The organism is Veillonella sp. AF36-20BH (genome assembly GCF_003602765.1).
Taxonomy (GTDB): domain Bacteria; phylum Bacillota; class Negativicutes; order Veillonellales; family Veillonellaceae; genus Veillonella; species Veillonella hominis.
Genome location: NZ_QTLR01000004.1, coordinates 61,163 through 87,428 on the forward strand (window position 1 = coordinate 61,163; position 26,266 = coordinate 87,428).

A 26,266-nucleotide genomic window follows, 5' to 3' on the forward strand; every position below is an offset into this window, starting at 1 on the left:
AGCTAATAATAATTTAATTAAATATCTATCCTCAATAGTATAGACCTGATTTTTATAATTTTATTCTGTAACGCGTACCGCTAAACCACTGAAGCTTTCAACAGTACCCACAATAGCAGCACAGTCAATACCCGCCTTATGAAAGGCCTGAACAAGCGGCTCACCTTCGCTAGCAGGAACAGAGAATAGTAACCCACCAGAGGTTTGAGGATCAAATACAATATCCGACCATATAGGATCCAAGTCCTCATCAACTTGTACTTCAGTTATAGCCTTGCGATTACCATAAGATGCAGCCGGAATTAACCCCATTTGAGCCGCCTCGATGACATCATCAAAAAGAGGGATGTCGTAAACTTTAATATGAATCGTCACATTAGAAGCACTCGCCATTTCTACGGAGTGTCCCATGAGGCTAAAGCCTGTAACATCTGTACAAGCATGAACTGTAAAGTTATGCGCCACCTCAGCCGCTACACGATTTAAAGTACTCATACTAGTGACGGCCTGTTCCGTGCCTACAGGGAATAAATCTGCTTTCAACGCATTATTCATAATACCTGTACCAATGCGTTTTGTTAGCACCAACACGTCCCCTACTTGAGCACCTTTATTTTTCCAAATCTGATGGGGATTTACTTGACCAGTCACAGACATCCCAAAGATAGGTTCCTTATTTTCAATGCTGTGTCCACCTACGATGGCTGCACCAGCCTCGGCTACAATCGAACCAGCCCCATTTAACACATCCGTCAAAACACCTTGCTCGACGAGAGGAACCGGAAAGCCTACGATATTCATCGCTGTTAAAGGAGTTCCACCCATAGCATACACATCGCTTAGCGCATTAGCAGCTGCAATTTTACCGAATAAACCAGGATCATTAACCATAGGTGTAAAGAAATCTAAGGTTTGCACCAATGCAAAGGTATCCGAGATTTGATATACACCTGCATCATCGGCACCAGTCATATCTGCGAGAACATGTTCGTTAGTAACGGGTGTTACAGCTTTCAGCACACGGTTTAATATATGAGGCCCAATCTTACACGCGCAGCCTCCACTTGTCACATAATCAGTAAGTCGTACCATAATCCCTCCTTACTCATTTTCCGGCAATCGAGAGATGATTTTCTTAACAGCCTTTTCAAATTTAGGGCGCGGCATCAAGAGTTGATGACCACATCCATTACATACGATGAGAAAGTCTGTACCAATTCGCTTAACTTCCCACTCATCACTGCCGCAAGGATGTGATTTTTTCATCTTCACTACATCGCCTACGTAATATCTAACAAATGCCATAGCGCCTCCTTTAACTTCTGTCAATATTTATATATTTATTATACATAAAATAGTTGATTCTATAAATATATCCTGATTCTATAGTTCAATCGTCTATTACATAACCATAAAATTTTCGCCCTAAATATATAATGTACAGATTTGATATGTCTGCTGTTCTTATAATTAAAACCATAACACAAGAAAAATAGTATTATATAATCACCAAAAGATCACAAAAATGTTTATCTTAATCATTATATTTTATAGGGAAATATTAGTGCATCTAAAGAAATCAACATTAATAACTAAACAATAATGATTTTTCATTTAGTTATCATTCTCAATATCAAAATAAAGATTTTTTATAAATCCCATACTATTCAATCTTTATAAACCCACATTTTTACTACATTGATAATATTTATCATTTAGAAAATTTTCGAAATAAATTTTACAAAAAGACTTGCATTTCTCATTTAATATGTTACAATATAGTCAACAATGATTATTCGTTAAGTATACGGATAACACATTGTATATAAAACTGTTAAGACGGCAAGTGCCGAAACACACAAATAAGTAAGTACTATTTTAAGAGTTAAGCAAGTGTCTATTTAATCTAAGAATAAGTTTTCTTACTAAGGCGAAGTCGCCCTCGAAATTGATAGAATAAGTATTCTATTCCATTGCATTCACAACCAAGTGGTTATGAATATATACGTTAAGTAACAATTTTGAAAATTATCGTAAGTACAAAGGAGTATTAAAATGGCAGAATTAAAAGGTTCTAACACTGAAAAAAATCTTCAAGCAGCATTTGCTGGCGAATCCCAAGCATTCCAAAAATATACATTCTACGCTAGTGCAGCTCGTAAAGCTGGCATGAACGAAATCGCTGACTATTTCGAAGAAACAGCTCACAACGAATCTGCACATGCTAAATTGTGGTTCAAAGCTCTTCATGGTGGCGATATTTCCGCTGATATCGAAGCTAACCTTCGCGATGCAGCAGCTGGTGAAAACTACGAACATACTACAATGTACAAAGAATTCGCTGACGAAGCTGAAAAAGAAGGCTTTGCTAAAATCGCTTTCCAAATGCGCGAAGTTGGTAAAATCGAAGCTCGTCATGAAGCTCGTTACCTTGCATTAGCAGCTCAAGTATCCGGTAACAAAGTATTCCACAATGACGAACCAGTAGCTTGGATCTGTGCTAACTGCGGTTACGTACACGTTGGTGAAGAAGCTCCAAAAGTTTGCCCTGTATGTGCACACCCACAAGCTTTCTTCCACCGTTTCGTTGAATCCATCTAATCTATAAGTACGACACTAACTAGATTAATAACCTGTAAGTACAGATTTTAATAAAACTATACCTGTAAGTACAATCTAAACTTACAGTAAGTACTGACAACTTCCTTAACAAAAAGACGATGACATTTGTCATCGTCTTTTTTTGCATTCTTTTGCTAGATTTTTATTTTATCTACTAAATTTTTAAATTCTTCTGCTGCTTCATATGGATCATCTGCATGAGCAATAGCAGATATTACGGCTACTCCACTGGCACCAGCTTGCAAAACAGGCGTTGCGTTAGCTAACGTAATCCCACCTATACCAACACAAGGTAATGTTAAGCCTTCTGCTCGTAACTCAGTAATACAATCTGGTCCGCATGGCTCTTGTGCATCAGGTTTGCTACTTGTAGCATACATAGGACCTACACCGACACAATCTGCATACACTACATCAGTCTTATGAAGTTCCTCCACAGAATGAATGGATATACCAACAACCTTATTTCCTACAAGATTACGAACGTCTTCTAAACGCATATCCTCTTGTCCTACGTGAACACCATCAGCATTAACAGCCACTGCTAAGTCTACATCGTCATTAATAATATAAAGCACATTATACATAGCACAAATTTCTTTTAACTGCTGAGCTAATTCTAGTTTCTGTTGTCCTTCTAATGTTCCTATGCCCTTCTCTCTAAACTGAAAGCATGTAACGCCACCCCGACAAGCAGCTTCAACAGTGTCCAATAAATGTCTTTCATTAAATCCTACATCCTGTGTACCACTAATAAAATATACCTTTAATTGATCAGGTACAACTACGGGGCGTATTCGATTTTTAGATAAAAGCATCGCATCATCGAATTCATATAAGGCATCCATAAATGCCACACTAAAGATGCCAGGTTTTACACCGCTCACCTTAACCGCACTTTCACCAGCAAGTCCATAGTAAGCCAGTGCATACGCAAGAAACTCACCGATAGACAGGTTATCCATAAATGGATAATAGGAACTAAAGAATGCAGCTAAGACAGCTCCTAATAAACAGCCGGTCCCTGTTACCGCTGTCATGATTGAGTGACCATGAGGAACTGCAAATACGCGAGTTCCATCAGAAACGTAGTCCTCTTCCCCCGTTGCGACGACAGGACAGTTAATTTGGCGTGCAAGACGATACGTTATAATTGCGCTATCCTCAACTTGTTCTCCATCTACACCCTTACCCGAAAGAGAACTATCAATCTTATGATTTGTATTAAGAGCATCATAGATGGCTTTAATTTCACTTTGGTTCCCTCGTAGCAACGAAATAGCACCAGTTTTAATCAAGTCTAAAACAACAGATAATCGATAAGCCCCGGCGTGACAACCCACAGGGTCTAGTATAATGGGTACCTCATGAGCCTTCGCTAATTTAACAGCCTCTTTGTAATAAGTAACCTTATCTGGTGTAACGGTCCCAATATTGATGAGCAGTGCAGAAGCATGAACGATAAGGTCTTTTAAGTCTTCGCTACACTCACTCATCACGGGTGATGCACCGATGGCTAGCAAACCGTTAGCTGTAAAGGTCCGCACCACATCATTGGTAATACAAATAACAAGAGGATTTTTTTTGCGTAGAGACTCTAATATATTCAGTTCGGACCAATTTGAACCATTTATATTTGGATTGTTGTAGGTCATATAACTATCTCCTCTAGTCATTTTTCAAAAGTTCATCCATCGTTTGAGGGCCATTTACCAATAACCCATAAGCCATATGATTAACAGGTCCACAGCCATTTCCAAGTGCTGGATTATGCTTAATCGCAAGGGAAATATAGTTCTTTGCAATGCCAATTGCATCCATTACATCACGCCCTTTGGCGAGCTCTGCCGTAATAACCGCCGAGAAGGTGCAACCCGTACCGTGAGTATGAACAGTATCATATTTAGGACTTGTCCACGTACGCACATCTCCATCTTTGGTGAAAGCATAATCCGTAGCATCATCTCCAATATGGCCGCCTTTTATAATAACCACTCGAGGTCCTAATTCATGTAAAATACGCTTAGCTGCTGTTGTAATGTCACTTTCACAAGAGATAGACATATCCGCTAACACCTCTGCCTCGCTACGATTAGGTGTAATAACTGTAGCGACCGGAATGAGTTTAGATTTTAAGAAATCGACGGCCTCATCCGATACAAGTCGATCACCGCTGGTGGCAATCATAACTGGATCCATCACATAAGGGATGTTCTTACTCACATAAGGATAGATGAGATCCATCATCTCCGGTAAAGCAATCATACCTGTCTTAACGGCTTGAGGAAGAATATCTGAATATACATCGTGTAACTGTTTTTCTATGCTTTCTAGCGATAGGTGTTCTACGTGGTGAACCCCTGTTGTATTTTGGGCTACTACGGAGGTAACCACTGCCATACCATATACATGGCGGCTTTGGAATGATTTTAGATCGGCCATAATGCCAGCGCCACCACTAGGGTCGGTACCGGCAATTGTTAATGCTGTATGTAGTTTCATTATGCCTCCTTATGTAACAAATTACGTCGAGATAAGATTTGTAATACCACGAAGCCAATACAAGCTCCGCTAATAGAACTCATGGAGAAAGAGGTAATCAAGGTCAACAAGGCCAATGGTTTGCCTAGTAGAAAGTTAGCAATTGGATAGCTAATAAAAGCCCCGAGAATACCTGTACCTATGATTTCTCCTAGAGCCGCCGCCCATATGGAATTGTATTTCTTATATAAATAAGCAGATAACCAAGCCCCAATCATGCTACCAGGAAAGGCTAGCGGAGAGCCTAGTGCTAGTACATTACGTAAGCAAGAGGTACTAAAGGCGGCGCCTACGGAGAATCTCGCCCCAACTATAACGGCTAAGATCACATTTATCATATGTTGAAATGGAAAAATTCGGGCCGGGCCAATGGGAATCGACGTAGTCGATAAGACGACACCTAAGGCTACACATATACTAGCAATAATCAGTTTTTTCATAATACCTCCAACTAAATAAAAAATGAGACCACCTCAAATGGAATGGTCTCGTAATAGTTTGGTATTATGTTTCATTCCACTTCCCTACGCCAGTATTATCTGGATCAGGTCTAGGGTTTTGAATGATCAATCTCAGCAAAAGCACCCCTAGTGGCCATATATTTTTATACTCTAGTTATAACATCATTATACAATCTATGCAACAAAAGAATTGACGGTTCTCCCACCACCTCGTATAATGAAGCCATAACGGGGTGCTCACACGAGTGGGCTGAGAGTAAGCTAATGCTTTAACCCATAACCTGATTTGGATAATGCCAACGTAGGGAACATAGAGGATTAAAAGCCGAGTTCCCATGAGCTCGGCTTTTTCTATGACTTCCTGGCAAGGAGGACGTATGAAAGATACACACATTACACAACCACAGTTCGCCATGATATGGTTTGGTGCCGCCCTATCTATAGCGGAGATTATGACCGGCACCTATCTGGCACCCTTAGGCCTCACTCAAGGACTATATGCCATCATCTTAGGCCATATCATCGGCGGTATTCTGCTCTTTGGAGCAGGACTCATCGGTGGCCGTTTGCGGCAAGGCAGTATGAACACGACAGCCTTTAGCTTTGGTCCCTTAGGGGCAAAGGGCTTTGCCTTTTTAAATATGATCCAACTAATCGGTTGGACTAGTATCATGATTTACGATGCTATGCTTGCCTTACAAGAGCTGGCGCCCCTATCTCCTATGATTTGGACTATTGCTATTGGGGCGCTCGTCATTTTATGGCTCTTCATCGGTCTCCACAATACAGGCTATATTCAAGCTATCGTATCTGTTTTATTACTAGGCCTCACACTCTACATGGGAGTTCACATGATTTCTCAATGGCCTAGTGACAGTAGCTTCATGACTAATGGCAATATGAGCTTTATAGCAGCCCTTGAGCTATCAATCGCTATGCCACTGTCTTGGCTACCTCTCATCAGTGATTATACTCGTGAAAGCAAAAGCCCTTTCTCCGCATCACTAACAAGTGCTACCATCTACACCGTAACGAGTGTCGCCATGTACACCTTGGGCCTTAGCGCGGCGATCTTCGGCGGTGGGGACTCTATCATTACTATTATGATGAACGCAGGCCTTGGTCTTGCAGGACTCATCGTCATTATCTTCTCCACTGTAACTACGACCTTCATGGACGCTTACTCAGCTGGCGTATCTAGTACGACTATCTATAATGGAGCATCTAGTAAAGGCGTAGCTGTTATCGTAACCATTGTCGGCGCCATTGCAGCCATCCTATATCCGATGGACGATATTACAGAATTCCTATATCTCATCGGATCCGTCTTTGCTCCAATGATTGCCATCTTGTTGGCAGACTATTTTGTCAATCGCCAACAAGTGCAAACGCTATCGGCTTATCTAGTTCGCGGGTTGATTTGGGCTATAGCCGTAGGTTTATACCATTATATGTTGCATAGTGAAAGCTCCATAGGTGCAACACTACCAGCCTTTACAATAGCATTTATCGTAACATCCATCGTTGGATTCATAAGTAAAACTGCTAACACCTTACTATAAGCCCATCTTCACAGGTCCAGTGCCGATTTCCAACCATTTCGGCTTCGCTTTCATCATGGGTAACCCATACACATGGCACATCCCATTCGCGAATAATGGAAACAAGATCCTCTCGAACATGCTTACGTAAATTCCAGTCTAGTGCAGATAATGGTTCATCAAGAAGCAAGATGGTTGGTTTAGAGTAAAGAGCACGCCCCAATGCAACGCGTTGCTGCTCACCACCAGACAAGCTACCTGCTTTCGTTTTACGATATTTCTCAAGGCCTAAGCGTTTTAATAAGCTGTCACACATCTCTGACGTGCCTCGTTTACTATAGGTAATATTATGTTCCACCGATAAATGTGGAAATACGATATTACCTTGTGGCATATAGCCAACTTGACGTTCTTGAGCAGGTACCCAGATTTTTTTGTCGCGATCAACCCATATAGTTTCATCATATTGAATGCTACCTGTAGTCGGTTTCACAAGACCTGCAATGCACTTAATAAATGTACTTTTACCACTGCCAGATTGGCCTGTTAACACGGTAATACCAGAAGAAAGTACACCATCGGCTTTCACAGTCACAGAAGGTCTAGCTACGGTAAAGGAAAATGTAATCATCGGACCTCCTAATTATTATCAATGTGCCGGAACAAGGACCCCTTTGTGATGAGGTGAATCGCGCTCAACAACGCCAATGTGAGCACACAAATATAGATAACTAATTCAAAGGCATCCATGTACTGCCCTGCCTCTACGTAAGAGTAGATAGCAAGTGGCATGGTGCGCGTTACCTTTGGAATATTACCGGCAATCAAGATTGTGGCACCGAACTCGCCCATAGCTCGACAAAATGCTAAAATACTTCCCGTCAAAATGCCTTTCCAAGCGAGTGGTACAGAAATAGTAAAAAAGATACGTAACTCTGAAGCACCCAATGTGCGCGCTACGTCCTCCATATTATGATCGACAGATTGTAATGCAGAACGCACCGTCTGATAAAATAATGGAAACGCAATAACTGAAGATGCTACTACCGCCCCAGATGCGGCAAACACAACGCTCATACCATGCGTCTCGAGCCATGCACCAAAGGCATAGCCTGGCGTAAACACCATGAGAAGAGCAAAGCCAACAACAACTGGTGGCAATACAAGCGGCAAGGTAATAAGTGCATCAATAATAGCCATGCCACTCCATTTACAGCGATTCATCCAATAACATGCGGCTAAACCACTTAAAATAACTATAATAAGAGCTATACTTGCTACCCATAGTGATAGCCATAATGGACTCATGTCACGCCCCCTTTCTATACAGAATAACTCTACAATATGTGCTATATCCATTAGTCCCAAAATATTTTTAAGCAAATTATATGCCTAAAATCATATCATATGCTAGATTATTTAACAGTCATCACTACAAATGAGCTAGAAATTTCATACAGTTAAAAATAGCATACCCTTAGAAATAATGTTATTAGTAATCCCAATAATGTCTCTATTGTATCATAAGAAAACGCTAGCCCTGAAAGCTAGCGTTTTACTCTTATTTAGAAGTAGAGAAACCGTATTTTTCTAATACTTTTTGGCCTTCTGGGCTCATTACGTATTGGTAGAAGTCTTTTGCCAATGCGTTGTCATATTTTTTGATAATACCAATTGGATAGATAACTGGATCATGTGAGTCAGCCGGTGTTACAGCAGAGATTTCAACTGCATCGCCCGCTGCAATAGCATCAGTTTTGTAGATGAAACCAACATCACCAGCACCTTGGCTAATGGAAGCAGTTACAGCTTTAACGTCTTTCGCATACACTACATTAGGTTCTACTTGTTCCCAAACGCCTAGTTTTGTTAATACCTGTTTACCATAATTACCAGCTGGTACTGTTTCAGGGTTACCTAATACGATACGTTTTACGGAAGCAATTTGATTCAATTCAACTTTAGGTTGGCCTTTTGGAACAACAAGAACAAGTTCGTTAGTCACAAATGGTTTTACATCAGTTACTAAGTCTTTCTCTTGTAACATTTTCATGTTTTTTTCGTCAGCAGAAATGAACAGACTAGCTGGCGCACCTTGTTCGATTTGTTGACGTAATGTACCAGAGCCAGCAAAGTTAATAGCAATTTGATCATCTGCTAAGTTATGGCTTTTTTTGTATGCATCTGCCAATTCGGTAAGAGCACCTTTAAGACTCGCTGCAGCTTGTACAGTAATCTTTTCAGATGTACTTGGTTTAGCCGACTCAGTTGGTTTACTTGCATCATTACCACAGCCAACTAAAAAGGCAAGCATGAAAACACTCATTAACACTAATAAAATTCGTTTCATAATTCCTCCTGTGTATCCCTTAAAACGCCACACTGTAAAAGCTATGGTAACACCTAGAGACACCTCGTGTACTAACAAATTAAAATATACAATATATTCATATTATACTATAAATCGATAGCTAAAGTCGTATATCCAAAAACACATATTGCATAGATATTTCTGATGATTATGATAAGTAATCATAATCAATAATTTTTTAAATCCCAAAAAATACATACTATGGTATGATAATATTATAAAGAATAAGCACATTTCGTAACGCTTATTCACTTTTAACTTATATAAAGTAACTGTATATTTGCTATATAGTTATACGATACATTAAAACTATGCCTTTATATTAATGAGAAACTCTAGGTGAGATGATGAATCTATTCGAATTAGTAGGCCATATCTTTATGAACTCTATGGTACCTATCCTAGTACTTATAGGGGTAGGATTTGTATTAGATAGAAAATTTAAACTCGATCTATATACGCTGAGTAAACTAAACTTTTATATACTGCTGCCTACCTTTATATTTCGAGCAATGTACGAAGCAAAACTTAACTCAGGTACCTTGGAAATTGTATTCTGTGCACTCTGTGTACTCATACTAAACTCAATTCTTTCAAATGTAGTAGGAAAGATACAAGGTTATGATGTGGCTAAGATTGCAACTCTGAAAAACTGCGTCATGTTCAATAATGTTGGGAACATGGGTGTCGCTCTTGCCATCTTTGTATTTACTAACATTCCCTACGTCATCAATGGTGCTACCCCCTATGCTAATCTAGGTTTAGTGAGTGTTGTATCTATCATGATCATCCAAACTATTAGCAGTAATACCTACGGTTTCTACCAAGCGGGAGCAGGACGATTAACCCCTAGGGATGCACTAAAAGTCGTATTTCACATGCCCATGGTATATGCCATTCCACTGGCACTACTTTGCCACCTACTCCCTTTTGATTTACACGGCCTCTTCTTCTTTGCACCGCTCAATATATTTGCCAATGCCTTCGTTGGCGTCGCTATGATTGCCTTGGGTGTTCAAATTAACAGAACACCGCTAAACTTCTTCAAGATGGATGTTATGCTTGCTACTACATTACGACTCATTGTAAGTCCACTCATAGCCGCCGGTATTACCATACTATTCATTATGTTCTACGGCCCTATGCATCCAATAGCGGCACAAACTATCATTATAACCTACAGCGTACCTACCGCTATCAATATGTCTCTTATTGCTATTGAAATGAAGAATAATCCAGAATATGCAACACAAATCGTAATGGGGACTACCATTTTATCCGCTATAACTATGCCACTGTTTATTACTATAGCCTATTATCTATTCCCATTATATTAAAATAAAAAATCATAGTTATAAAAAATCACTCATAGCCATATGACTATGAGTGATTTTTTATGCCTTAGCATTTAGCCTTGTTAAACAAGTTACACAAGCTGTAACAATTATAGCACCAATAATTTCATTCAAGGCTAAATTATGATTAAGAATAACTACATCTAAAGCTAAAGTAACTATTGGTCCCATTGCACTAATAACGGCTGCAAGAGATGCATTAATTCTTTTAAGACCAAAAGACATCAAGTATGAAGGAATGATAGAACAAAAAATGACCAAAAATACTAAATAAATCATAGTATGTGTTTGGAGTGTTGAAAATGTAGTAAAATTTTTGCTATCAATTATAAAGCCGAGAAGTAAAAGTACTGTAGTTATACACATATAAGTACTGGTAAAAATAGTAGGACTGATATTCGAAACAGCCCTCTTACTATAAATAATAAACAACGCCCAAAAAATGGCAGAAAGTAAAACTAGTGAAATACCTATTAAAGTATCTGTAAGGTGGTTATCAACGGTAGGATTAAACATAATTGCTAAGCCTAGCACAGTAGATACAATTAGAACTACTTTTGAAAATGTAATGCGTGATAAATCTGAAGATAACAGAAAAACGTAAATTGGAAATGTAAATAGAACGGCACGTTCTAATGAGGCAGATATATATAATAATCCTATAAAGTCAGCTATAGATGAAGATAAATAAAGAATAGCTCCAAAAAATGAGTATTTAAAAACCTTACTTTTATTCACGCTATTCCAATCAAAACGAATCATTGGTATAAGAAAAAAAGGTAATGATAAAACAGCCCTACACACAAGAACATTCAAGGGGCTCAGTGAATCTAAATAAATTAGTTTTGCCCATATAGATTTTGTTGATAGGAATACAGTAGCTAAAAATACCACTAATATTCCTATATTTTTCATTAACAGATTCACTTTATATACTTCTCCATAATCAAATACAACTCAAATAAAATATATAAAATATAAAAACACATTTCATCCTAAGTAGGACGAAATGTGTTCATTATAAAAAATTTAAATTATTGATGAGCTACGTGTTCCATCCCCATGCGAACTAAACATTCAACATGATCATCGTTTAGAGAATAATATGCTGTTTTCCCATCTTTACGATATGTAACAAGGCGCGCTTGGCGCAATACACGCAATTGATGAGAAATAGCAGATTGTCCCATCTCCATGGTTTCTGCAATGTGATTAACACACATTTCATTTTCTAGTAATAGCTCTACTATTTTAAGGCGTGTAGGATCACCCAAGATTTTAAACAGTTCTGCTAGCTTCAGCAATGATTCTTGTTTGTCGGTCATATAATCCCCCTTTTTTAATCCTATCCATTCTTTTTTGTAGCTCTTCTATGTCACTAATCGATACGTCTTAACGTATAACACCAATATGTATGGCATACATATAGACATTATATCATTTTTAACATAAAAAAGAGACTTTGAGAAACCAAAGTCTCTTTTTTTATCATATCTATATAAGATATAAGATATAAATTATTTAATGATCAATACAGGGCAAGTGGAGTGGCTAGTTACATAGCTACTTACGCTACCCATGAATAAGCCTTTCAAAGGGCCAAGACCACGGCTACCCATTACGATGAGATCAGCATTATATTTTTTTGCCACTGCAAGTAGTGCAGGTCCAGGGGAGCCAACTTCAAATACGCTTTTAACTTTTACGCCTGCAGGAATTTCTTTCACTACATCATTAAGAATTTCCTTACCAGTTTCTTCCATATCCTCAGCAATTTGCTCAGATACATATCCACCAGAAATTGGTGTTTGATCAAAATTGGAAATAGCAGACACAATATTTGCAACGTGAACAACAATCAATTCAGCTTGGTTGCGATCCGCTACAGCGAGAGCATGTTCCAACGCACGTTTAGCATTTTCAGAACCATCAGTAGGTACGACAATAGTTTTGTAGGTAACCATAATAACCCCTCCTATTCCTAATCCCTCAAAGGGGATATGATCAAATATCGTTTAGCCTATACTAATATATTCTAGACCATCAAGGAAAACTCCTCTTTTTTCTGAGGATTTATTACATTATAGCACAAATCGTACAGAATTATACAAATAAAAGAATATTATGCGTATATTAAAGAACCTGAGACGATTGATTTGTATTAAGTGTAGTAGTCAATTTAAAACCATCTAATATATCTATAAGTTCCTGAGTAGCAAGATTGCTAGTGGATGGACCAATCATTCGAGCTACTGCTACATTACCTTCATTGCCAAGAATAATTGTTGCACCAAAGGATACTGGTTCCGCTACAGATGTATCAGATGTATTTGGATTTTTCATATGGCCCGCCAAATAGAACATCACATTACCGTCAATGATATGCGTTTCATAACGAGTAATCGTGGCCTTGTTCACATCAACCAATTGTTTAAGATAATAATCACCAAGCATCTGCTTAGCCATCATAGTTGGCATACCGGAGCTGACAGCTTGTACAGGGATTGTAAAAGACTCAATATCAAGGCGTATATTATGTTTGGTAAAAGCAATCTTGCCCTTTTCATTAAGACGGGTGAAGCCTTTTGGATAAGCAAACTTGATGCCCTCAGCTACACTGATATCGCTTGTGCCGGTTAATATTTTTTTTACCCCTTTAATAGCATTAGAACCGCGCTTATTGATCAATTCAAAGGATGGAATTGTATGCTCCATCAAACCTAGCTCCATAAACTCTGCACGAACAGGTGCATACGTACTAGACAAATTGTACCGATGAGTTGGATCTTTCTCCATGATAAATTCTGCTTCAAATACAGACTGAACCGGCTCTGTAGATGTCATATCTGCATAAGATTTTGGTGTACTCTTATCCCAGCGTGCGGAAACTGCACCTTTCTTAGCAAAGAACCCACCAACAATATCATTATGCTCAAAGTTATTGCTATGTTGGCGCCAGATATTTAAATACTCCTCATTAGACATGCCCTTAATAGGTACACCATACCAAGTTGTATTCCATTCTTTTTGAGATATTCCTTCTTGTGGTGTATTATTGCGCTTAGTAAAAGATACTGTATAGGAATCCTCTTGCGTAGGGCCCGCTAAATTGAAGGAATACCCTTGAATATGTTCGCTTTCACTACGCACGTCCATATCTAACATAACGCCATCAGCTACACGCCAAGGAATCGAGAACATATAACCATTTTTGTAATCCTTCACCACCGTGTTCATCTTAGTAGCATAGGATTTGTATTGTTCTGGCAAAATAGATGCGGAATCCTTCTGAGATTCCACAATAGATAAAGGTATATCAGGCGTCTTCTGTAAACCTTCCGCCATAATAGAAGTCGTTCCCAAAGCCATGACAGCTAAGGTTGCCGCAAATAAACGTAACTTCATAGAACCTCCTATAACATATTATCCAAGAACGCTTTCGTTCTTTCGTTCTGCGGATGACTAAAAATTTGTTCTGGTGTTCCTTCTTCTTGAATAACACCATCAGCCATAAAGATAACACGATCCGATACTTCACGAGCAAAGTTCATTTCATGGGTTACGATAATCATCGTCATGTGATCGTCCGCCAATTGTTTAATCGTCTTAAGGACCTCACCAGTAAGCTCTGGATCGAGAGCAGATGTAGGTTCATCAAATAGCATGATTTCAGGATTCATCGCTAACGCACGAGCAATAGCTACACGCTGTTGCTGACCACCAGACAAGCGAGATGGATACATATTACGTTTTTCCCATAACCCTACTTTATTGAGTAGTTGCTCTGCAATCGGTGAGATTTCATCATCTTTCATACCTTTTACCATACGTGGAGCAATCATAATATTATCTAATACCGTCATATGTGGGAACAAGTTAAAAGATTGGAATACCATCCCCATACGAAGCAATAATTCATGCTGAGTTTGAGGAGAAGCATATTTTACAACCCCATTTTCAGTACTAGCAAGAACCGTACCATCAACGGTAATAGAGCCTCCATCAATTGTTTCTAACTGGCCCAAGCAGCGTAAAAATGTGGATTTACCTGAACCAGAAGGTCCAATAATAGAAACGATTTCTCCTCTATTCATTTTAAGCGACACATCGCGCAATACTGATTGATTATTAAAGCGTTTTTCAATACGCTCCATATTTACAAATGTCATAAGTACCTCTTACGTCGTCATATTAAGTATATAACCAGCACCTCAAGTAAAGATATCGCATCTATAGCATCAAATAAAAGTATCTCACCTATAAAACTAGCTATATCATTATATACGACAAACTATCATAGAATTAGATTAATCTTCGTATACAGCAAATCTTCGTTCTAAGTAGTTGAAGATATTCGTTAAAATAAAGGTAAAGATCAAGTAGAATAATGCTGCCACGAGGAATGCAGAAATATCAAAGTCACGTTGTACGATAGATTTTGTAATACGCAAAATATCATTCATCGCTAATACATATACAAGAGATGTATCTTTCAATAAGTTAATCGTCTCATTCGCAAGAGGAGGCAATACACGTTTAAACATTTGTGGCAAGATGATCTTACGCATAGTTTGTGCATAGGTAAAACCAAGCACTTTCGCCCCTTCGTACTGACCTCGAGAGATAGATTGAATGCCCCCACGGAAAATCTCACATAAATAAGCTGCATAGTTTAATACGAAGGTAAGAACTGCTGCCGTGGCATCATCCATTTGAATGGCACCGTCTGTGATGATTGGTAATGCATAATAGACGAATAAGATTTGTAGCATCAACGGTGTGCCCCGCATTAAATATACGAACGCATCGACAAACTTATCTACTAAAGGCAATTTAGATAGGCGTAACATAGCCATTAAAATGCCACCAGGAATAGATAAAATCCATACAATACAGAATAGCGATACGGTTACCTTTAAACCATCAGCGATAGTTGGGATAATCTGCAATAAATAATCTAACATGAAAGACTCCTTCAAAACACGACTAGAGAAGGGCCATCTGGCCGCTTCTCTAGTGTACATTTCGTTCTTTAATTATCAGTTGTACCTACTGACCATAGTACTATTAGTATATCACGAATTGTACTATTTAGCATCGCTCTTATCTAAGTCTGCGCCTGAGCCTAACCATTTTTCAGCGATTTTATCAGCAGTACCGTCTTTTTTCATTTCAGCTAAGATACCATTAATTTTGTCACGCAAAGCAGTATCATCTTTGCGGAAGCCAACAGCGAAATTATCAACACCGTAGTCAGTACCTTCTACGATTTTGTATTTACCAGGTTCTTTTGTCATGAGATAACGAGCGATTACACCATCAGCAATAACCGCATCAACACGACCAATACCAAGATCCATGAAGGCACTTACAAAATCCGCATAAGATTTTGTCTCTTTAACCGTCTTACCGCTTGGGTCGTTTTGCAATGCTGCTTCACCAGTACTAGCTTGTTGCACGCCTACTACCTTACCAGCTAAATCGGCTTTACCTTTAATGGAATCATCGTCATTACGAACAATGACATATTGTTTATCCTTCATATATGTATTGGAGAACAAAATATTTTTCTCCCGCTCAGGAGAAACTGTTAAGCCATTCCACAACGCATCAATTTTTTTTGATTTTAGTTCCGCTTCTTTACTAGACCAGTCGATAGCTTTGAACTCTACATCCATGCCAGCACGTTTAGCTGCTTCTTTAGCCATGTCGATATCAAAGCCAACGATTTCACCTTTTTCATCTTTAAAGCCCATTGGAGGGAAACTATCATCTAAACCGATAACAACTTTCTTAGGCAATTCTGTATTAGCTTTTTTAGTGTCACCGCCACAACCTGTTACAAATGCCATCATAGACACGGCTACAAGGCCAACGGCCATCATCTTTTTCCAATTCATAACTATCCTCCACGGCGATTATCGCCTATTTACTACTTAATGATATGTTCAATACAGATTTAGATTCCGTACTTAATGATTGTATTATACTTTAGTTCATTAAAGTTGTAAATAGTTAATTCGATGAATTTTATATTTTTTATTTTAGAGACTCTCCACATATATAGTTTATGATTCTAGATTCATTTGCTTTATGTTTCTGTAGTCCTATATTTATATTTCTGTATACCTATATTGTATGACGCTACGTACTTATACTTTATGACTGCGTATGTTTATGAATGGCCTCAATCATCGCCATTTTATCCTTGTACGCCACCTGATGCAGATCAAGTGGTATCACATAAATCCCACCATGACCATTCATTGCTTGCAACTCACGCCATTCCTCAGTGAATCCAATAATATGCTCATAATCAACAAAGACGAAATATTCATCCCCATAGAATAAACTGTGAAAGTATTCTTTCACAGAAAAAGGCCTACGTTTTAACACGAGGCCCTTTTCACAGATAAAAGCTTGACTTTCACCTAATCTATGAAGGGTCCATAATATCACGAGCAACAACAGATAATACCATACACGTTCCGCCCAGTCTGAGGGCATATATTTTACAATCAACGCACACACAACTAGACCGATGATGCGACCGGTCCACTGTATACCGCGATGTATTTCTAAGCTCTGTTGTACAGCACCTGATGAAAAGCGTTCCATCGCCTCTTGTTTCGTCATGGTTTACCTCACAAATTGAAAGTCTACTATATGATTTTATTTACGACACAAGCCCATAGCTTGTTCTACCTTACGGTACATTGCACTTGCTTTAGCATGCGCCTTAGCAGCCCCTTCATCGAGGATTACATCCAGTTCAGGGCTTGTAATCAATTCATTGTAACGTTGTTGAATTGGTTCAAGAGTTGCTACTAAAAGGTCGGCAATATCGGATTTAAATACACCGTAACCTTTACCAGCGTACATTTCTTCGATAGCTTCGTAGCTGTCTTTTGTAATAGCACGGTAAATTCCCATCAAGTTAGAGATGCCAGGTTTATTTTCTTTATCATAGCGAACCGCATTATCAGAATCAGTTTGAGCTCGTTTCAACTTTTTCACGATTAAATCTGGTGCATCCAAAAGACGGATTGTAGCATTTTGGTTATCATCAGATTTACTCATTTTCTTAGTTGGTTCTTGCAAGCTCATAACGCGAGCGCCACCTTCTCCTACCTTGATATCAGGTACTACGAAAGTTTCACCGAATCTACGGTTAAAACGCTCTGCTAAATTACGAGTCAACTCGAGATGTTGCTTTTGATCTTCCCCTACAGGAACATAATTCGTACCATATAGCAAAATATCTGCCGCCATCAACGGTGGATACGTAAGCAATGCAGTTGGAATAGAATCCCCTTGCTTTTGAGACTTATCCTTGTACTGAGTCATACGCTCTAATTCGCCAACATAGCTAATAGATTGCATAACCCAACCGAGCTTAACATGCTCAGGTACTTCAGATTGAACAAACAATGTTACCTTTTTAGGATCAAGGCCAACCGCAAGGTACAATGCAGCCAAATTACGAGTGTTTTGAAATAATTCTTTTGGATCTTGCGGTACCGTAATCGCATGTTGGTTAACGATACAATAGTAACATTCATCAGTATCTTGATAGTCTAAGAAATTACGTAAAGCCCCCAAATAGTTACCAAGTGTTAACTCCCCACTTGGTTGGATGCCGGAAAATATAACTGCCATAATAGTCTCCCTATATTGAAATAAACCAACAGTGCCAAAGCACTGTTGGTTATATATTATTCTACGGTTACAGATTTAGCCAAATTACGTGGTTTATCTACGTCTGCACCGCGTGTAATTGCTGCATAATACGCCAATAGTTGCAATGGTACAACTGCTAAGATTGGAGCGATAAATTTATTCGCACGAGGCACATAAATTGTGTGGTCTACGTGTTTAGATAATTCTTCGTCACCTTTCATGCCAATACCGATTACAATAGCTTCACGAGCTTTTACCTCTCGGATGTTGCTGATCATCTTATCGTAAACATCCTCTTGTGTAGCCAATGCGATAACAGGTACGCCCTCTTCGATAAGAGCCAATGTACCATGTTTCAATTCGCCACCAGCATATGCTTCAGCGTGGATGTAAGAAATTTCTTTCAACTTCAAAGCACCTTCCATCGCTACTGCATAGTCGATAGCACGGCCCAAGAAGAATGCATCAGATTTGAAGCCATAATGTTTAGCAAAGGCTTTCATATCTTCGTCTACTTCAAAGATTTCATGAATCAAGGATGGTAAGTTTTTAACGCCGCTAAGAATTTCTTCGGCTAAGGCTGGATTCAACTTGCCATTCAATTGACCAAGGTATACAGCGAACAATAAGCCCGCTACTAATTGAGTAGTGTACGCTTTTGTGGACGCTACAGAAATTTCAGGGCCAGCCCATGTGTAAACTTTGTTATCTGCTTCACGAGAAATGCTGGAACCAACAACATTGGTAATAGCCAATGATTTGGCACCAAGGCGTTTAGCTTCTTTCAAAGCCGCCAATGTATCGGATGTTTCACCAGATTGACTAATAACAATACATAATGTTTTATCATCAGTCAACGGGTTGCTGTAACGGTATTCAGATGCTATTTCCACATCAACTGGAATACGCGCCAAGTTTTCAATATATTGTTTTGTTACAAGACCTGCATGGTATGCTGTACCACATGCAACGATGAGAATTTTATTGAAAGCTGCCACATCTTCAGCAGTCCAATTCAACTCATTAAAGATTGCTGTCTTACCGTCTTCAGAAATATGTGTACCAAATGTATCGCGTACAGCTTTAGGTTGGTCATGAATTTCTTTCAACATGAAGTGTTCATAACCGCCTTTTTCCGCTGCTTCCGCATTCCAGTTAACATGGAATACCTCTTTATCAACAGGATTACCTTCACGGTCAAATACGGATACATTATCGCGAGTTACGATAGCTAATTCACCATCGCTCAAGATGTATGTATCACGTGTGTAGTTAATGATAGCTGGAATATCGGATGCTACAAAGTTTTCACCTTTGCCAAGACCGATAACCAATGGGTTTTCTTTTTTAGTACAGATAATTTTGTCTGGTTCATCAGAGCAGATGATTTCAAGAGCATACGCACCATCAACACGAGCTAGCATGCGACGTACTGTGCCCACGAAATCGCCATCGTACATATCTTCTAACAAATGAGCTACTACTTCTGTATCAGTTTCAGATTTGAAATGGTATCCCTTTGCAAGGAGCTCTTCTTTCAAAGGCATGTAGTTTTCAATAATGCCGTTGTGTACAACAGCAAATTTACCATCTTCAGATGCATGAGGGTGGGCGTTCATATCGGATGGACGACCATGTGTAGCCCAACGTGTATGACCAATGCCTACAGTTCCTTCATTAGGATCTGCTTTCACAACTGCCTCAAGATTAGCAAGACGGCCAACCTTCTTTTGAATTTTAATTACATTTTCAGGACCGATAACAGCAATACCTGCAGAGTCATAACCACGGTATTCTAACTTTGCCATACCGTCCAACAAGAAATCAGATGCTTGATTAAAGCCAATGTATCCTACGATACCGCACATACGTATATCCTCCTATAACTGGGGGTATTTCTAGCCCCAGCAAAAACTAAGGCTAACTAATTAATGTTCTAGATTAATATTCTATTTAATGTATTAAATATTAGTTCAATACAATCCATTCAGATATACTTTGTCCCCATCGTTACCGATGGGCTTTTTAATACCTGTTACGACATGAATATGCCGGAAGAGCATCCGCTGATGACTCGATCACCCTTCACCTCGTCTACCCTAACGACTGCCTTCGCGGGTACTTGCGCTATTCGCCTTTACGAATTTGGAATTCCTTTCTATGATATACGGCAGAATCAGTACAAAATAAAATATGTACTGACGTATATTATACTAAAAATATCGATAAAAAGTAAACCACCACAGATAATTCAAAAAAAATAGAAAAGATTGATTCTATGCTTCACGTCCTTTTCATTGTAAGAAATTATACTTCTATCATTCTAAATTTTACACAATTAGATTTTGTTGTATTTTCAAAATGTATGTATATAATTTGGGAGATGATAATCATGAATAAAACAACTATAAAGAAGCAACATAAAATTAAAAAGAACAGTTTGTCATATAGAAAATTGCGTCGTTGGGTATTACCTGCAGTCCTTGGTGCAGCTCTGTCGACATTAGCGGTTATCCCAACCTTAGCCGCAGAGACTCAAACTAGTACTAACGTAGCAGTTGTAACCACAACAGAACAAACCAAAACAGCACCATCCGCACAAGGAAGCACATCTCCAAACGGTGCTCCTAATGGTATGGAACCACAAGCCGAAGTAGATCCTAATACTTTCAAAGGCACAACTATCGTTACAGAAAACAAATCTATTGCTCATGAGTCGATGACAAACACAACAGCCGATCAGACTGCTTTTATCGGTAAAAATAAAGCAGTCGTAAACATCGAAAATAGCGTATTTGATAAAACTGGTAACACTACAAGCGATGATAACAGCAATTTTCGTGGTCAAAATGCAGTAGTCCTCAGCATTGACGGCAGTCAAATCAACATCAAGGGTAGCAATATTACATCTAACTCTAAAGGTTCTAATGCAGTCTTTGCCACTGGTGAAAACTCGGTTATCAACGTAGAAAATACTAATATTCACACAAAAAGCGATTCCTCTCGTGGTTTAGATGCTACTTACAAAGGTACTGTAAATGGCAAAAATCTAACTATCACCACTGAAGGGGCTCACTCCGCTACACTTGCTACAGATCGCGGAGAAGGCACTATCACCGCAGAAGCAGCAAAACTCACCACATCTGGCGAAGGCAGTCCTGTTATCTACTCCACGGGTAATATTATGGTAAACAATGTCAACGGCATAGCGAATAACAGTGAAATTGGCGTCGTAGAAGGTAAAAACTCCATAACCCTTACAAACTCCAATGTAACTGGCTACAAAGACAATGGTTTTATGCTATATCAAAGCTTCTCTGGTGATGCTGAAAGCGGTATTGCTCGTCTGAAAGCAGAGAATAACACACTCACAACTCACGCTACAGGTGCGTTCCTCTATGTACACAATACCACTGCTGAAGTAGACCTTTCTAACAATGCAATCTCTATGCCGAACACATCTACCCTAGTGAAAGCAGCTGCTGACTCCCGTTGGGGAAAAACTGGTGAGAACGGCGGTCACCTCACACTCCGCACATCTAATCAAGAACTAAGCGGTAATATTATGGCTGATTCAATCAGTACTATCGCTCTTGACATGACAAATGGATCTAGCCTTGTAGGTGCTGTAAACACAGACAATACGGCTAAAGAAGTAACTGTGAAACTCAGTAAAGACTCCAATTGGATACTCACAGGCGACAGCTATGTAAAATCCTTGAGCAACGAAGACACAACCGGCAGTAACATTCAATTGAATGGATATAAACTTGTTGTGGCTGATAAATAATATCAAAAGCACTACTCTGAATAATTGCAATTCAAAGTAGTGCTTTTAATTTGTTAAACTTACTTGTATATCAGTTTGAATATATAAATCGTCTTTAGATACATCTGCCAATAGTTAACGGATTAAAAATTATGATTTAAACAGTCTATTAAATAGCAACCATATATTGGCCATAGTTTTAGTTCAACTGTAGGTTTAAAGTTTTCATCTTTAATTTTATGTTCCAACAAATTTAGATTTTCTAAATCATCTTCCCAGCTTTTGATATATTCCTGCTTTTCTTCTTCATTATCAAAGTCTTCGTCCATTTTTGCATCTTCAATGCATGTCAATATTTCATTTCGCTGCTTGTCCACTTCACGATGGAACATATCATGTTGATTCATAATCCAAAGACCAAAGTAATAAGGGCCATCACTTAAATCACAGTGCTCTTTAGCCTTTTCACATTCGTCTAAGAATAGGCTGTACTCATCTAATATAAAATAGACGTCAATGATATCAAACTCAAAAACTTCATCGTTACTTAAATGATATGCTACATCACCTCCAAGCTTAATTTGCTTCAAACGATCGAGGGCTTGCTTTTTATTACCTAAATACACATCACAATAAACAATACAAACTAGTAATTTCATTCTATTGGGATAGCTTTTTAATAACTCTTCAAAAATGGCCTTTGCTTTCTCATATTTCTTAAGCTCAAACAAACACACTGCATAGCCAAAGTTCATTTCATAATCGTTGGATACTATTCTTCCCTTTTCAAAGGCACATAAACTTTTCTTCAACTCCTCTATTGAACCCTTATCTGCATAAGAGGAAAAATGATATAAAGCCAGCCCTCTGTAAGTCTCTATATATGGAGAATCTAACTTTACAGCTGCTGATAGATAGTCATATTCTTTTATACTCCCCTCATCGTTATAATAAAAAGCCAAATTAGTGTAAATTCTCGCTTTATCAGTATCACTAAGTTCATTAGTATAAGCTTCAAGGAACCCTTCCAATAGTTCTATTGAATTTTTCTCATCTCTCAACACCTGTTCAACAGTTGCTAAAGTACAGGCCACATCCACATCATTAGAATACTCACACATTAAAGTAATTAAATACGTTCTAAAACGCTCTGCGTATTGCTTTAGCACATCATAATCACTAAATATAGACGCATTATATGTAACTTCATATTCTACTTTAAGATTTTCCCAATACTCTTTTATAGCAAGCTTCATATTACACCTTTACTATCATCGAACATGTTTTAGACCATATGTTTATAATAACATAAGTTATTACTTATATACTTTTGTGCCTATAATAACGCCGCTCATATAAATTCAAACTATACAAAAAGATTTCCTTTAGCCTCTATCTAATTCTAATTGCATAAAAATAACCCTCTATTAAATATTCTAAAAATGAATAAAATATCTAATAGAGAGTTATGTTGCTTGAACAAAATAAAACCTAACTATATTATGCTCTATCAATAGAAATTAAAGCCGCATTTTTTGCATGTATCAATGTAGTATCAAATAAAGGTATATCCGTATCATCTTGTTTAATAAGTAGCCCAATTTCAGTACAGCCTAAGATAACACCTTGTACACCAGATTTTACCAAATCACCAATAATATCTAAATATTGTTGTTTAGATTCATTAGAAATAACACCTAAACACAATTCATTGTATATAATATCATTTACAAGTTCAACTTGATCTTCGTTAGGGATAACAACATGAATCCCCCGATTTTCCAAGATACATTTATAAAAATCTTGTTGCATCGTGTACTTGGTACCAAGTAGACCTACCTTTGTAATACCTGATTTTTCTAACTCTACTGCAGTCATTTCCGCAATATGAAGGAGAGGGATGTGAATATGTCTTTCTATTTCATCCGCTACTTTATGCATTGTATTCGTGCATATAACAATATAATCAGCACCAGCCTTTTCAAGAGATTGAGCCGCATCGGATAAAATTTCAGCGCTTCTATCCCAATCGCCATTTGCCTGGCACTTTTCTATTTCTTCAAAATCAACGCTATATAAAATACATTTTGCCGAATGTAAGCCACCCAAAACTTGCTTAATAGTTTCATTCAAAACTTGGTAATACGTAATCGTACTTTCCCAGCTCATTCCCCCAATTAAGCCTATTGTTTTCATAATATCACCCTCTAAGCTTAGAATAACCCAAAACAAAAAAGTTATTCATTATGATTATTCAATTTAAAATATCACTCATCTCTAAACCTCCTATATCTGTTCCTGTAGCGACTTTACGTAGGACGGAGCAAAGGGACATATATAGGAGGGTATACCTTTGATATAAAAACTGTAGAATGAATTCACAATTATTAAAATCCATAGGATTAATCTCAGTAAAGATGGTTCCTCGCTGTGGATTTTCCTTTCCGAAATCTTACGCTCGGAACAAAGTGATGTGTGGGCTTCATCGTCGCAAGCTCCTCTGCCGCCTCACACCCTACTTTTATTCCGCCAACCCTTGTTCTCTACCGATAATATCAGCGATTTCTTCACATAATGATTGTAATGTTTCTTGGTCTGGACCTTCTGCCATAACGCGAATGAGTGGTTCTGTCCCGGATGCACGTACTAAGACGCGACCTTCGTCACCGAGCTCTCCTTCAGCTGTTACGATAGCAGCTTTGATAAGGTCATTGTCTTCCCAGCCAGTTTTTGTAGCGACCCGAACATTTACAAGAACTTGTGGGTATTTTGTCATAATGCCAGCCAACTCAGAAAGAGGTTTCTTTTTCTCCTTCATAAGAGCCGCCACTTGAACAGCTGTTAACATACCGTCACCAGTGGTGTTGTGATCTAAGAAGATTACGTGACCAGATTGTTCACCACCAATAGAAAGATTATGTTCACGCATGTATTCCAATACATACCGATCACCAACAGCAGTGGAAACCGTTTTCATACCAAGTTCTTCTGCTGCTTTATGGAATCCGATATTACTCATAACGGTACCAACTATGGTATCACCTTTAAGTTTGCCTTCTTCTTTCAACTTAAGAGCGCATAACAACATAATTTGATCGCCATCGAGAACTTGACCTTTTTCATCAACCAATAAACAGCGGTCAGCATCGCCATCATTAGCAATACCAAGGTCTGCATTATGTTGTTGCACAGCTACTTGTAATCCTTCGATATGCGTAGAACCACAGTGATGATTGATGTTCAAGCCATCTGGATTCACATTAATATTGATGACTTTAGCCCCTAGTCCAGACAAAATTTCTGGACCTACACTAGACGCGGCACCATTGGCACCATCATAAACGATAGTCAACCCTTCAAGGGACGTATCAATTGTGTGACGTACAAAGTGAGCATATAAATGAGCCAAGTTACTATTAAACTCAATTTTACCTATACCATCCCCTGTAGGACGTGCTAATTCATTATCTGCACTTTGACGAACATATTTTTCCAATTCATCTTCCACTTCATCAGGTAATTTATAGCCATTGCTATCAAAGAATTTAATGCCATTATCTGGATATGGATTGTGAGATGCAGAAATAACAGCACCCGCATCAAACCCTTGTTGACGTACAAGGTACGCTACTGCTGGAGTTGGGATAACGCCTGCAATCACTACATTACCGCCAACAGAACAAATACCCGCTGCTAATGCACTTTCAAGCATAGAACCAGAAATTCGCGTATCGCGACCAATCAAGAACGTAGGGTGATCCTTTTTCTTACCAAAATGCGTTCCTGCCGCACGACCTAAATGATAGGCTAATTCCGGCGTTAAAAACTCATTAACAACACCACGTACACCATCTGTACCAAATAAACGAGCCATAATTATCCTCCTCTAAGGATTTGTGAAAGTTTCACAAGTCTATATATCTACC

25 protein-coding genes and 2 riboswitches are annotated in these 26,266 nt (G+C 38.5%); of the genes, 4 read left to right on the top strand and 21 right to left on the bottom strand.

The window, feature by feature from the left end:
• Window positions 1-60: 60 nt before the first annotated feature.
• Together selD and DW000_RS06100 are read right to left on the bottom strand one after the other, a co-directional pair.
• Window positions 61-1,092, bottom strand: a complete 1,032-nt coding sequence (gene selD / locus DW000_RS06095; RefSeq protein WP_004697987.1) for a selenide, water dikinase SelD — start codon at window positions 1,090-1,092, stop codon at window positions 61-63.
• Between the two features lie 9 nt (window positions 1,093-1,101).
• A complete protein-coding gene (locus DW000_RS06100) occupies window positions 1,102-1,305 on the bottom strand; it encodes a DUF951 domain-containing protein (protein WP_005387793.1) in 204 nt (67 codons plus the stop codon).
• A 750-nt stretch (window positions 1,306-2,055) separates the two neighbouring features.
• Here DW000_RS06100 and rbr point away from each other — a divergent pair.
• Window positions 2,056-2,601, top strand: a complete 546-nt coding sequence (rbr, locus tag DW000_RS06105) for a rubrerythrin (RefSeq protein ID WP_004693830.1) — start codon at window positions 2,056-2,058, stop codon at window positions 2,599-2,601.
• A 155-nt stretch (window positions 2,602-2,756) separates the two neighbouring features.
• Here the strand turns inward: rbr and thiM are convergent, their stop codons facing one another.
• From thiM to thiW, 3 genes are read right to left on the bottom strand one after another with little or no spacing between them, the layout of a single operon-like run.
• Entirely contained in the window at window positions 2,757-4,277 is a 1,521-nt protein-coding gene (thiM, locus tag DW000_RS06110) for a hydroxyethylthiazole kinase (RefSeq protein ID WP_120055594.1), read from the bottom strand.
• Window positions 4,278-4,290: 13 nt separating this feature from the next.
• Entirely contained in the window at window positions 4,291-5,124 is an 834-nt protein-coding gene (gene thiD, locus DW000_RS06115; protein ID WP_004697995.1) for a bifunctional hydroxymethylpyrimidine kinase/phosphomethylpyrimidine kinase, read from the bottom strand.
• Window positions 5,124-5,603, bottom strand: coding sequence for an energy coupling factor transporter S component ThiW (gene thiW / locus DW000_RS06120; RefSeq protein WP_004698006.1), 480 nt, complete (start codon window positions 5,601-5,603; stop codon window positions 5,124-5,126). Before thiW ends, thiD begins: the two co-directional genes overlap by 1 nt.
• A 64-nt stretch (window positions 5,604-5,667) precedes the next feature.
• Window positions 5,668-5,762, bottom strand: a riboswitch (TPP riboswitch).
• Between the two features lie 81 nt (window positions 5,763-5,843).
• Window positions 5,844-5,949: riboswitch (TPP riboswitch) on the top strand.
• Between the two features lie 52 nt (window positions 5,950-6,001).
• Between thiW and cytX the strand changes: the two genes are divergently transcribed.
• Window positions 6,002-7,186 (top strand): putative hydroxymethylpyrimidine transporter CytX, encoded by a 1,185-nt coding sequence (gene cytX, locus DW000_RS06125; RefSeq protein ID WP_120055596.1) that lies wholly within the window; start codon window positions 6,002-6,004, stop codon window positions 7,184-7,186.
• Here the strand turns inward: cytX and DW000_RS06130 are convergent.
• The 3 genes from DW000_RS06130 to modA all read right to left on the bottom strand — a co-directional run bounded on the left by DW000_RS06130 (window position 7,170) and on the right by modA (window position 9,515).
• Complete coding sequence (locus tag DW000_RS06130) at window positions 7,170-7,796, bottom strand: ATP-binding cassette domain-containing protein (protein WP_120055598.1); 627 nt, start codon at window positions 7,794-7,796, stop codon at window positions 7,170-7,172. The two genes, cytX and DW000_RS06130, sit on opposite strands and share 17 nt — an antisense overlap.
• 8 nt (window positions 7,797-7,804) lie before the next feature.
• Entirely contained in the window at window positions 7,805-8,473 is a 669-nt protein-coding gene (gene modB / locus DW000_RS06135) for a molybdate ABC transporter permease subunit (RefSeq protein WP_120055600.1), read from the bottom strand.
• Between the two features lie 253 nt (window positions 8,474-8,726).
• Window positions 8,727-9,515, bottom strand: coding sequence for a molybdate ABC transporter substrate-binding protein (gene modA, locus DW000_RS06140; protein ID WP_120055602.1), 789 nt, complete (start codon window positions 9,513-9,515; stop codon window positions 8,727-8,729).
• A gap of 368 nt (window positions 9,516-9,883) precedes the next feature.
• Between modA and DW000_RS06145 the strand changes: the two genes are divergently transcribed.
• On the top strand, window positions 9,884-10,873 hold the full coding sequence (locus DW000_RS06145) for an AEC family transporter (RefSeq protein WP_120055604.1): 990 nt from the start codon (window positions 9,884-9,886) through the stop codon (window positions 10,871-10,873).
• 57 nt (window positions 10,874-10,930) lie between these two features.
• Here DW000_RS06145 and DW000_RS06150 read toward each other — a convergent pair whose 3' ends face one another.
• From DW000_RS06150 to glmS, 10 genes are all read right to left on the bottom strand, one after another.
• The gene (locus DW000_RS06150) at window positions 10,931-11,806 is read right to left on the bottom strand and encodes a DMT family transporter (protein WP_222617511.1); all 876 of its coding nucleotides are present in this window, start codon (window positions 11,804-11,806) and stop codon (window positions 10,931-10,933) included.
• Window positions 11,807-11,925: 119 nt separating this feature from the next.
• Window positions 11,926-12,216 carry a metalloregulator ArsR/SmtB family transcription factor gene (locus tag DW000_RS06155; protein ID WP_004693850.1) on the bottom strand — a complete coding sequence of 97 codons (291 nt, stop codon included), beginning with the start codon at window positions 12,214-12,216 and terminating at the stop codon, window positions 11,926-11,928.
• Between the two features lie 192 nt (window positions 12,217-12,408).
• Complete coding sequence (locus DW000_RS06160; protein WP_004693853.1) at window positions 12,409-12,855, bottom strand: universal stress protein; 447 nt, start codon at window positions 12,853-12,855, stop codon at window positions 12,409-12,411.
• A 169-nt stretch (window positions 12,856-13,024) separates the two neighbouring features.
• The gene (locus tag DW000_RS06165; RefSeq protein ID WP_004697729.1) at window positions 13,025-14,296 is read right to left on the bottom strand and encodes a hypothetical protein; all 1,272 of its coding nucleotides are present in this window, start codon (window positions 14,294-14,296) and stop codon (window positions 13,025-13,027) included.
• 8 nt (window positions 14,297-14,304) lie between these two features.
• A complete protein-coding gene (locus DW000_RS06170; protein ID WP_004697945.1) occupies window positions 14,305-15,060 on the bottom strand; it encodes an amino acid ABC transporter ATP-binding protein in 756 nt (251 codons plus the stop codon).
• Window positions 15,061-15,198: 138 nt separating this feature from the next.
• On the bottom strand, window positions 15,199-15,855 hold the full coding sequence (locus tag DW000_RS06175; RefSeq protein ID WP_012863877.1) for an amino acid ABC transporter permease: 657 nt from the start codon (window positions 15,853-15,855) through the stop codon (window positions 15,199-15,201).
• Window positions 15,856-15,978: 123 nt separating this feature from the next.
• Window positions 15,979-16,791 (bottom strand): amino acid ABC transporter substrate-binding protein, encoded by an 813-nt coding sequence (locus tag DW000_RS06180; RefSeq protein ID WP_120055608.1) that lies wholly within the window; start codon window positions 16,789-16,791, stop codon window positions 15,979-15,981.
• A gap of 259 nt (window positions 16,792-17,050) precedes the next feature.
• Entirely contained in the window at window positions 17,051-17,527 is a 477-nt protein-coding gene (locus DW000_RS06185) for a hypothetical protein (RefSeq protein WP_077708070.1), read from the bottom strand.
• A 36-nt stretch (window positions 17,528-17,563) separates the two neighbouring features.
• Window positions 17,564-18,550 carry a tryptophan--tRNA ligase gene (gene trpS / locus DW000_RS06190; RefSeq protein ID WP_008715380.1) on the bottom strand — a complete coding sequence of 329 codons (987 nt, stop codon included), beginning with the start codon at window positions 18,548-18,550 and terminating at the stop codon, window positions 17,564-17,566.
• Window positions 18,551-18,606: 56 nt separating this feature from the next.
• The gene (gene glmS, locus DW000_RS06195; protein WP_120055610.1) at window positions 18,607-20,439 is read right to left on the bottom strand and encodes a glutamine--fructose-6-phosphate transaminase (isomerizing); all 1,833 of its coding nucleotides are present in this window, start codon (window positions 20,437-20,439) and stop codon (window positions 18,607-18,609) included.
• Window positions 20,440-20,963: 524 nt separating this feature from the next.
• On the opposite strand from glmS, the gene DW000_RS06200 reads away from it, so the two are divergent.
• Window positions 20,964-22,361 carry a hypothetical protein gene (locus DW000_RS06200; protein ID WP_120055612.1) on the top strand — a complete coding sequence of 466 codons (1,398 nt, stop codon included), beginning with the start codon at window positions 20,964-20,966 and terminating at the stop codon, window positions 22,359-22,361.
• Between the two features lie 122 nt (window positions 22,362-22,483).
• On the opposite strand, the gene DW000_RS06205 is transcribed toward DW000_RS06200, so the two are convergent.
• The 3 genes from DW000_RS06205 to glmM all read right to left on the bottom strand — a co-directional run bounded on the left by DW000_RS06205 (window position 22,484) and on the right by glmM (window position 26,214).
• On the bottom strand, window positions 22,484-23,596 hold the full coding sequence (locus DW000_RS06205) for a tetratricopeptide repeat protein (protein WP_120055614.1): 1,113 nt from the start codon (window positions 23,594-23,596) through the stop codon (window positions 22,484-22,486).
• 244 nt (window positions 23,597-23,840) lie between these two features.
• On the bottom strand, window positions 23,841-24,536 hold the full coding sequence (locus DW000_RS06210) for an aspartate/glutamate racemase family protein (RefSeq protein ID WP_120055616.1): 696 nt from the start codon (window positions 24,534-24,536) through the stop codon (window positions 23,841-23,843).
• Between the two features lie 325 nt (window positions 24,537-24,861).
• Window positions 24,862-26,214, bottom strand: a complete 1,353-nt coding sequence (gene glmM / locus DW000_RS06215) for a phosphoglucosamine mutase (protein ID WP_120055618.1) — start codon at window positions 26,212-26,214, stop codon at window positions 24,862-24,864.
• Between the last annotated feature and the right edge of the window lie 52 nt (window positions 26,215-26,266).

Excerpts from the sequence above, each read along its gene's own strand:
- modA (WP_120055602.1), bottom strand. The coding sequence starts at position 9,515 with ATGAAACGAATTTTATTAGTGTTAATGAGTGTTTTCATGCTTGCCTTT.
- DW000_RS06100 (WP_005387793.1), bottom strand. The coding sequence starts at position 1,305 with ATGGCATTTGTTAGATATTACGTAGGCGATGTAGTGAAGATGAAAAAA.
- trpS (WP_008715380.1), bottom strand. The coding sequence starts at position 18,550 with ATGGCAGTTATATTTTCCGGCATCCAACCAAGTGGGGAGTTAACACTT.
- selD (WP_004697987.1), bottom strand. The coding sequence starts at position 1,092 with ATGGTACGACTTACTGATTATGTGACAAGTGGAGGCTGCGCGTGTAAG.
- DW000_RS06175 (WP_012863877.1), bottom strand. The coding sequence starts at position 15,855 with ATGTTAGATTATTTATTGCAGATTATCCCAACTATCGCTGATGGTTTA.
- DW000_RS06160 (WP_004693853.1), bottom strand. The coding sequence starts at position 12,855 with ATGGTTACCTACAAAACTATTGTCGTACCTACTGATGGTTCTGAAAAT.
- DW000_RS06180 (WP_120055608.1), bottom strand. The coding sequence starts at position 16,791 with ATGAATTGGAAAAAGATGATGGCCGTTGGCCTTGTAGCCGTGTCTATG.
- glmM (WP_120055618.1), bottom strand. The coding sequence starts at position 26,214 with ATGGCTCGTTTATTTGGTACAGATGGTGTACGTGGTGTTGTTAATGAG.
- DW000_RS06205 (WP_120055614.1), bottom strand. The coding sequence starts at position 23,596 with ATGAAGCTTGCTATAAAAGAGTATTGGGAAAATCTTAAAGTAGAATAT.
- thiD (WP_004697995.1), bottom strand. The coding sequence starts at position 5,124 with ATGAAACTACATACAGCATTAACAATTGCCGGTACCGACCCTAGTGGT.
- glmS (WP_120055610.1), bottom strand. The coding sequence starts at position 20,439 with ATGTGCGGTATCGTAGGATACATTGGCTTTAATCAAGCATCTGATTTC.
- DW000_RS06210 (WP_120055616.1), bottom strand. The coding sequence starts at position 24,536 with ATGAAAACAATAGGCTTAATTGGGGGAATGAGCTGGGAAAGTACGATT.
- thiW (WP_004698006.1), bottom strand. The coding sequence starts at position 5,603 with ATGAAAAAACTGATTATTGCTAGTATATGTGTAGCCTTAGGTGTCGTC.
- rbr (WP_004693830.1), top strand. The coding sequence starts at position 2,056 with ATGGCAGAATTAAAAGGTTCTAACACTGAAAAAAATCTTCAAGCAGCA.
- DW000_RS06200 (WP_120055612.1), top strand. The coding sequence starts at position 20,964 with ATGAATAAAACAACTATAAAGAAGCAACATAAAATTAAAAAGAACAGT.
- DW000_RS06165 (WP_004697729.1), bottom strand. The coding sequence starts at position 14,296 with ATGAAGTTACGTTTATTTGCGGCAACCTTAGCTGTCATGGCTTTGGGA.
- DW000_RS06155 (WP_004693850.1), bottom strand. The coding sequence starts at position 12,216 with ATGACCGACAAACAAGAATCATTGCTGAAGCTAGCAGAACTGTTTAAA.
- modB (WP_120055600.1), bottom strand. The coding sequence starts at position 8,473 with ATGAGTCCATTATGGCTATCACTATGGGTAGCAAGTATAGCTCTTATT.
- thiM (WP_120055594.1), bottom strand. The coding sequence starts at position 4,277 with ATGACCTACAACAATCCAAATATAAATGGTTCAAATTGGTCCGAACTG.
- cytX (WP_120055596.1), top strand. The coding sequence starts at position 6,002 with ATGAAAGATACACACATTACACAACCACAGTTCGCCATGATATGGTTT.
- DW000_RS06170 (WP_004697945.1), bottom strand. The coding sequence starts at position 15,060 with ATGACATTTGTAAATATGGAGCGTATTGAAAAACGCTTTAATAATCAA.
- DW000_RS06130 (WP_120055598.1), bottom strand. The coding sequence starts at position 7,796 with ATGATTACATTTTCCTTTACCGTAGCTAGACCTTCTGTGACTGTGAAA.
- DW000_RS06150 (WP_222617511.1), bottom strand. The coding sequence starts at position 11,806 with ATGAAAAATATAGGAATATTAGTGGTATTTTTAGCTACTGTATTCCTA.
- DW000_RS06145 (WP_120055604.1), top strand. The coding sequence starts at position 9,884 with ATGAATCTATTCGAATTAGTAGGCCATATCTTTATGAACTCTATGGTA.
- DW000_RS06185 (WP_077708070.1), bottom strand. The coding sequence starts at position 17,527 with ATGACGAAACAAGAGGCGATGGAACGCTTTTCATCAGGTGCTGTACAA.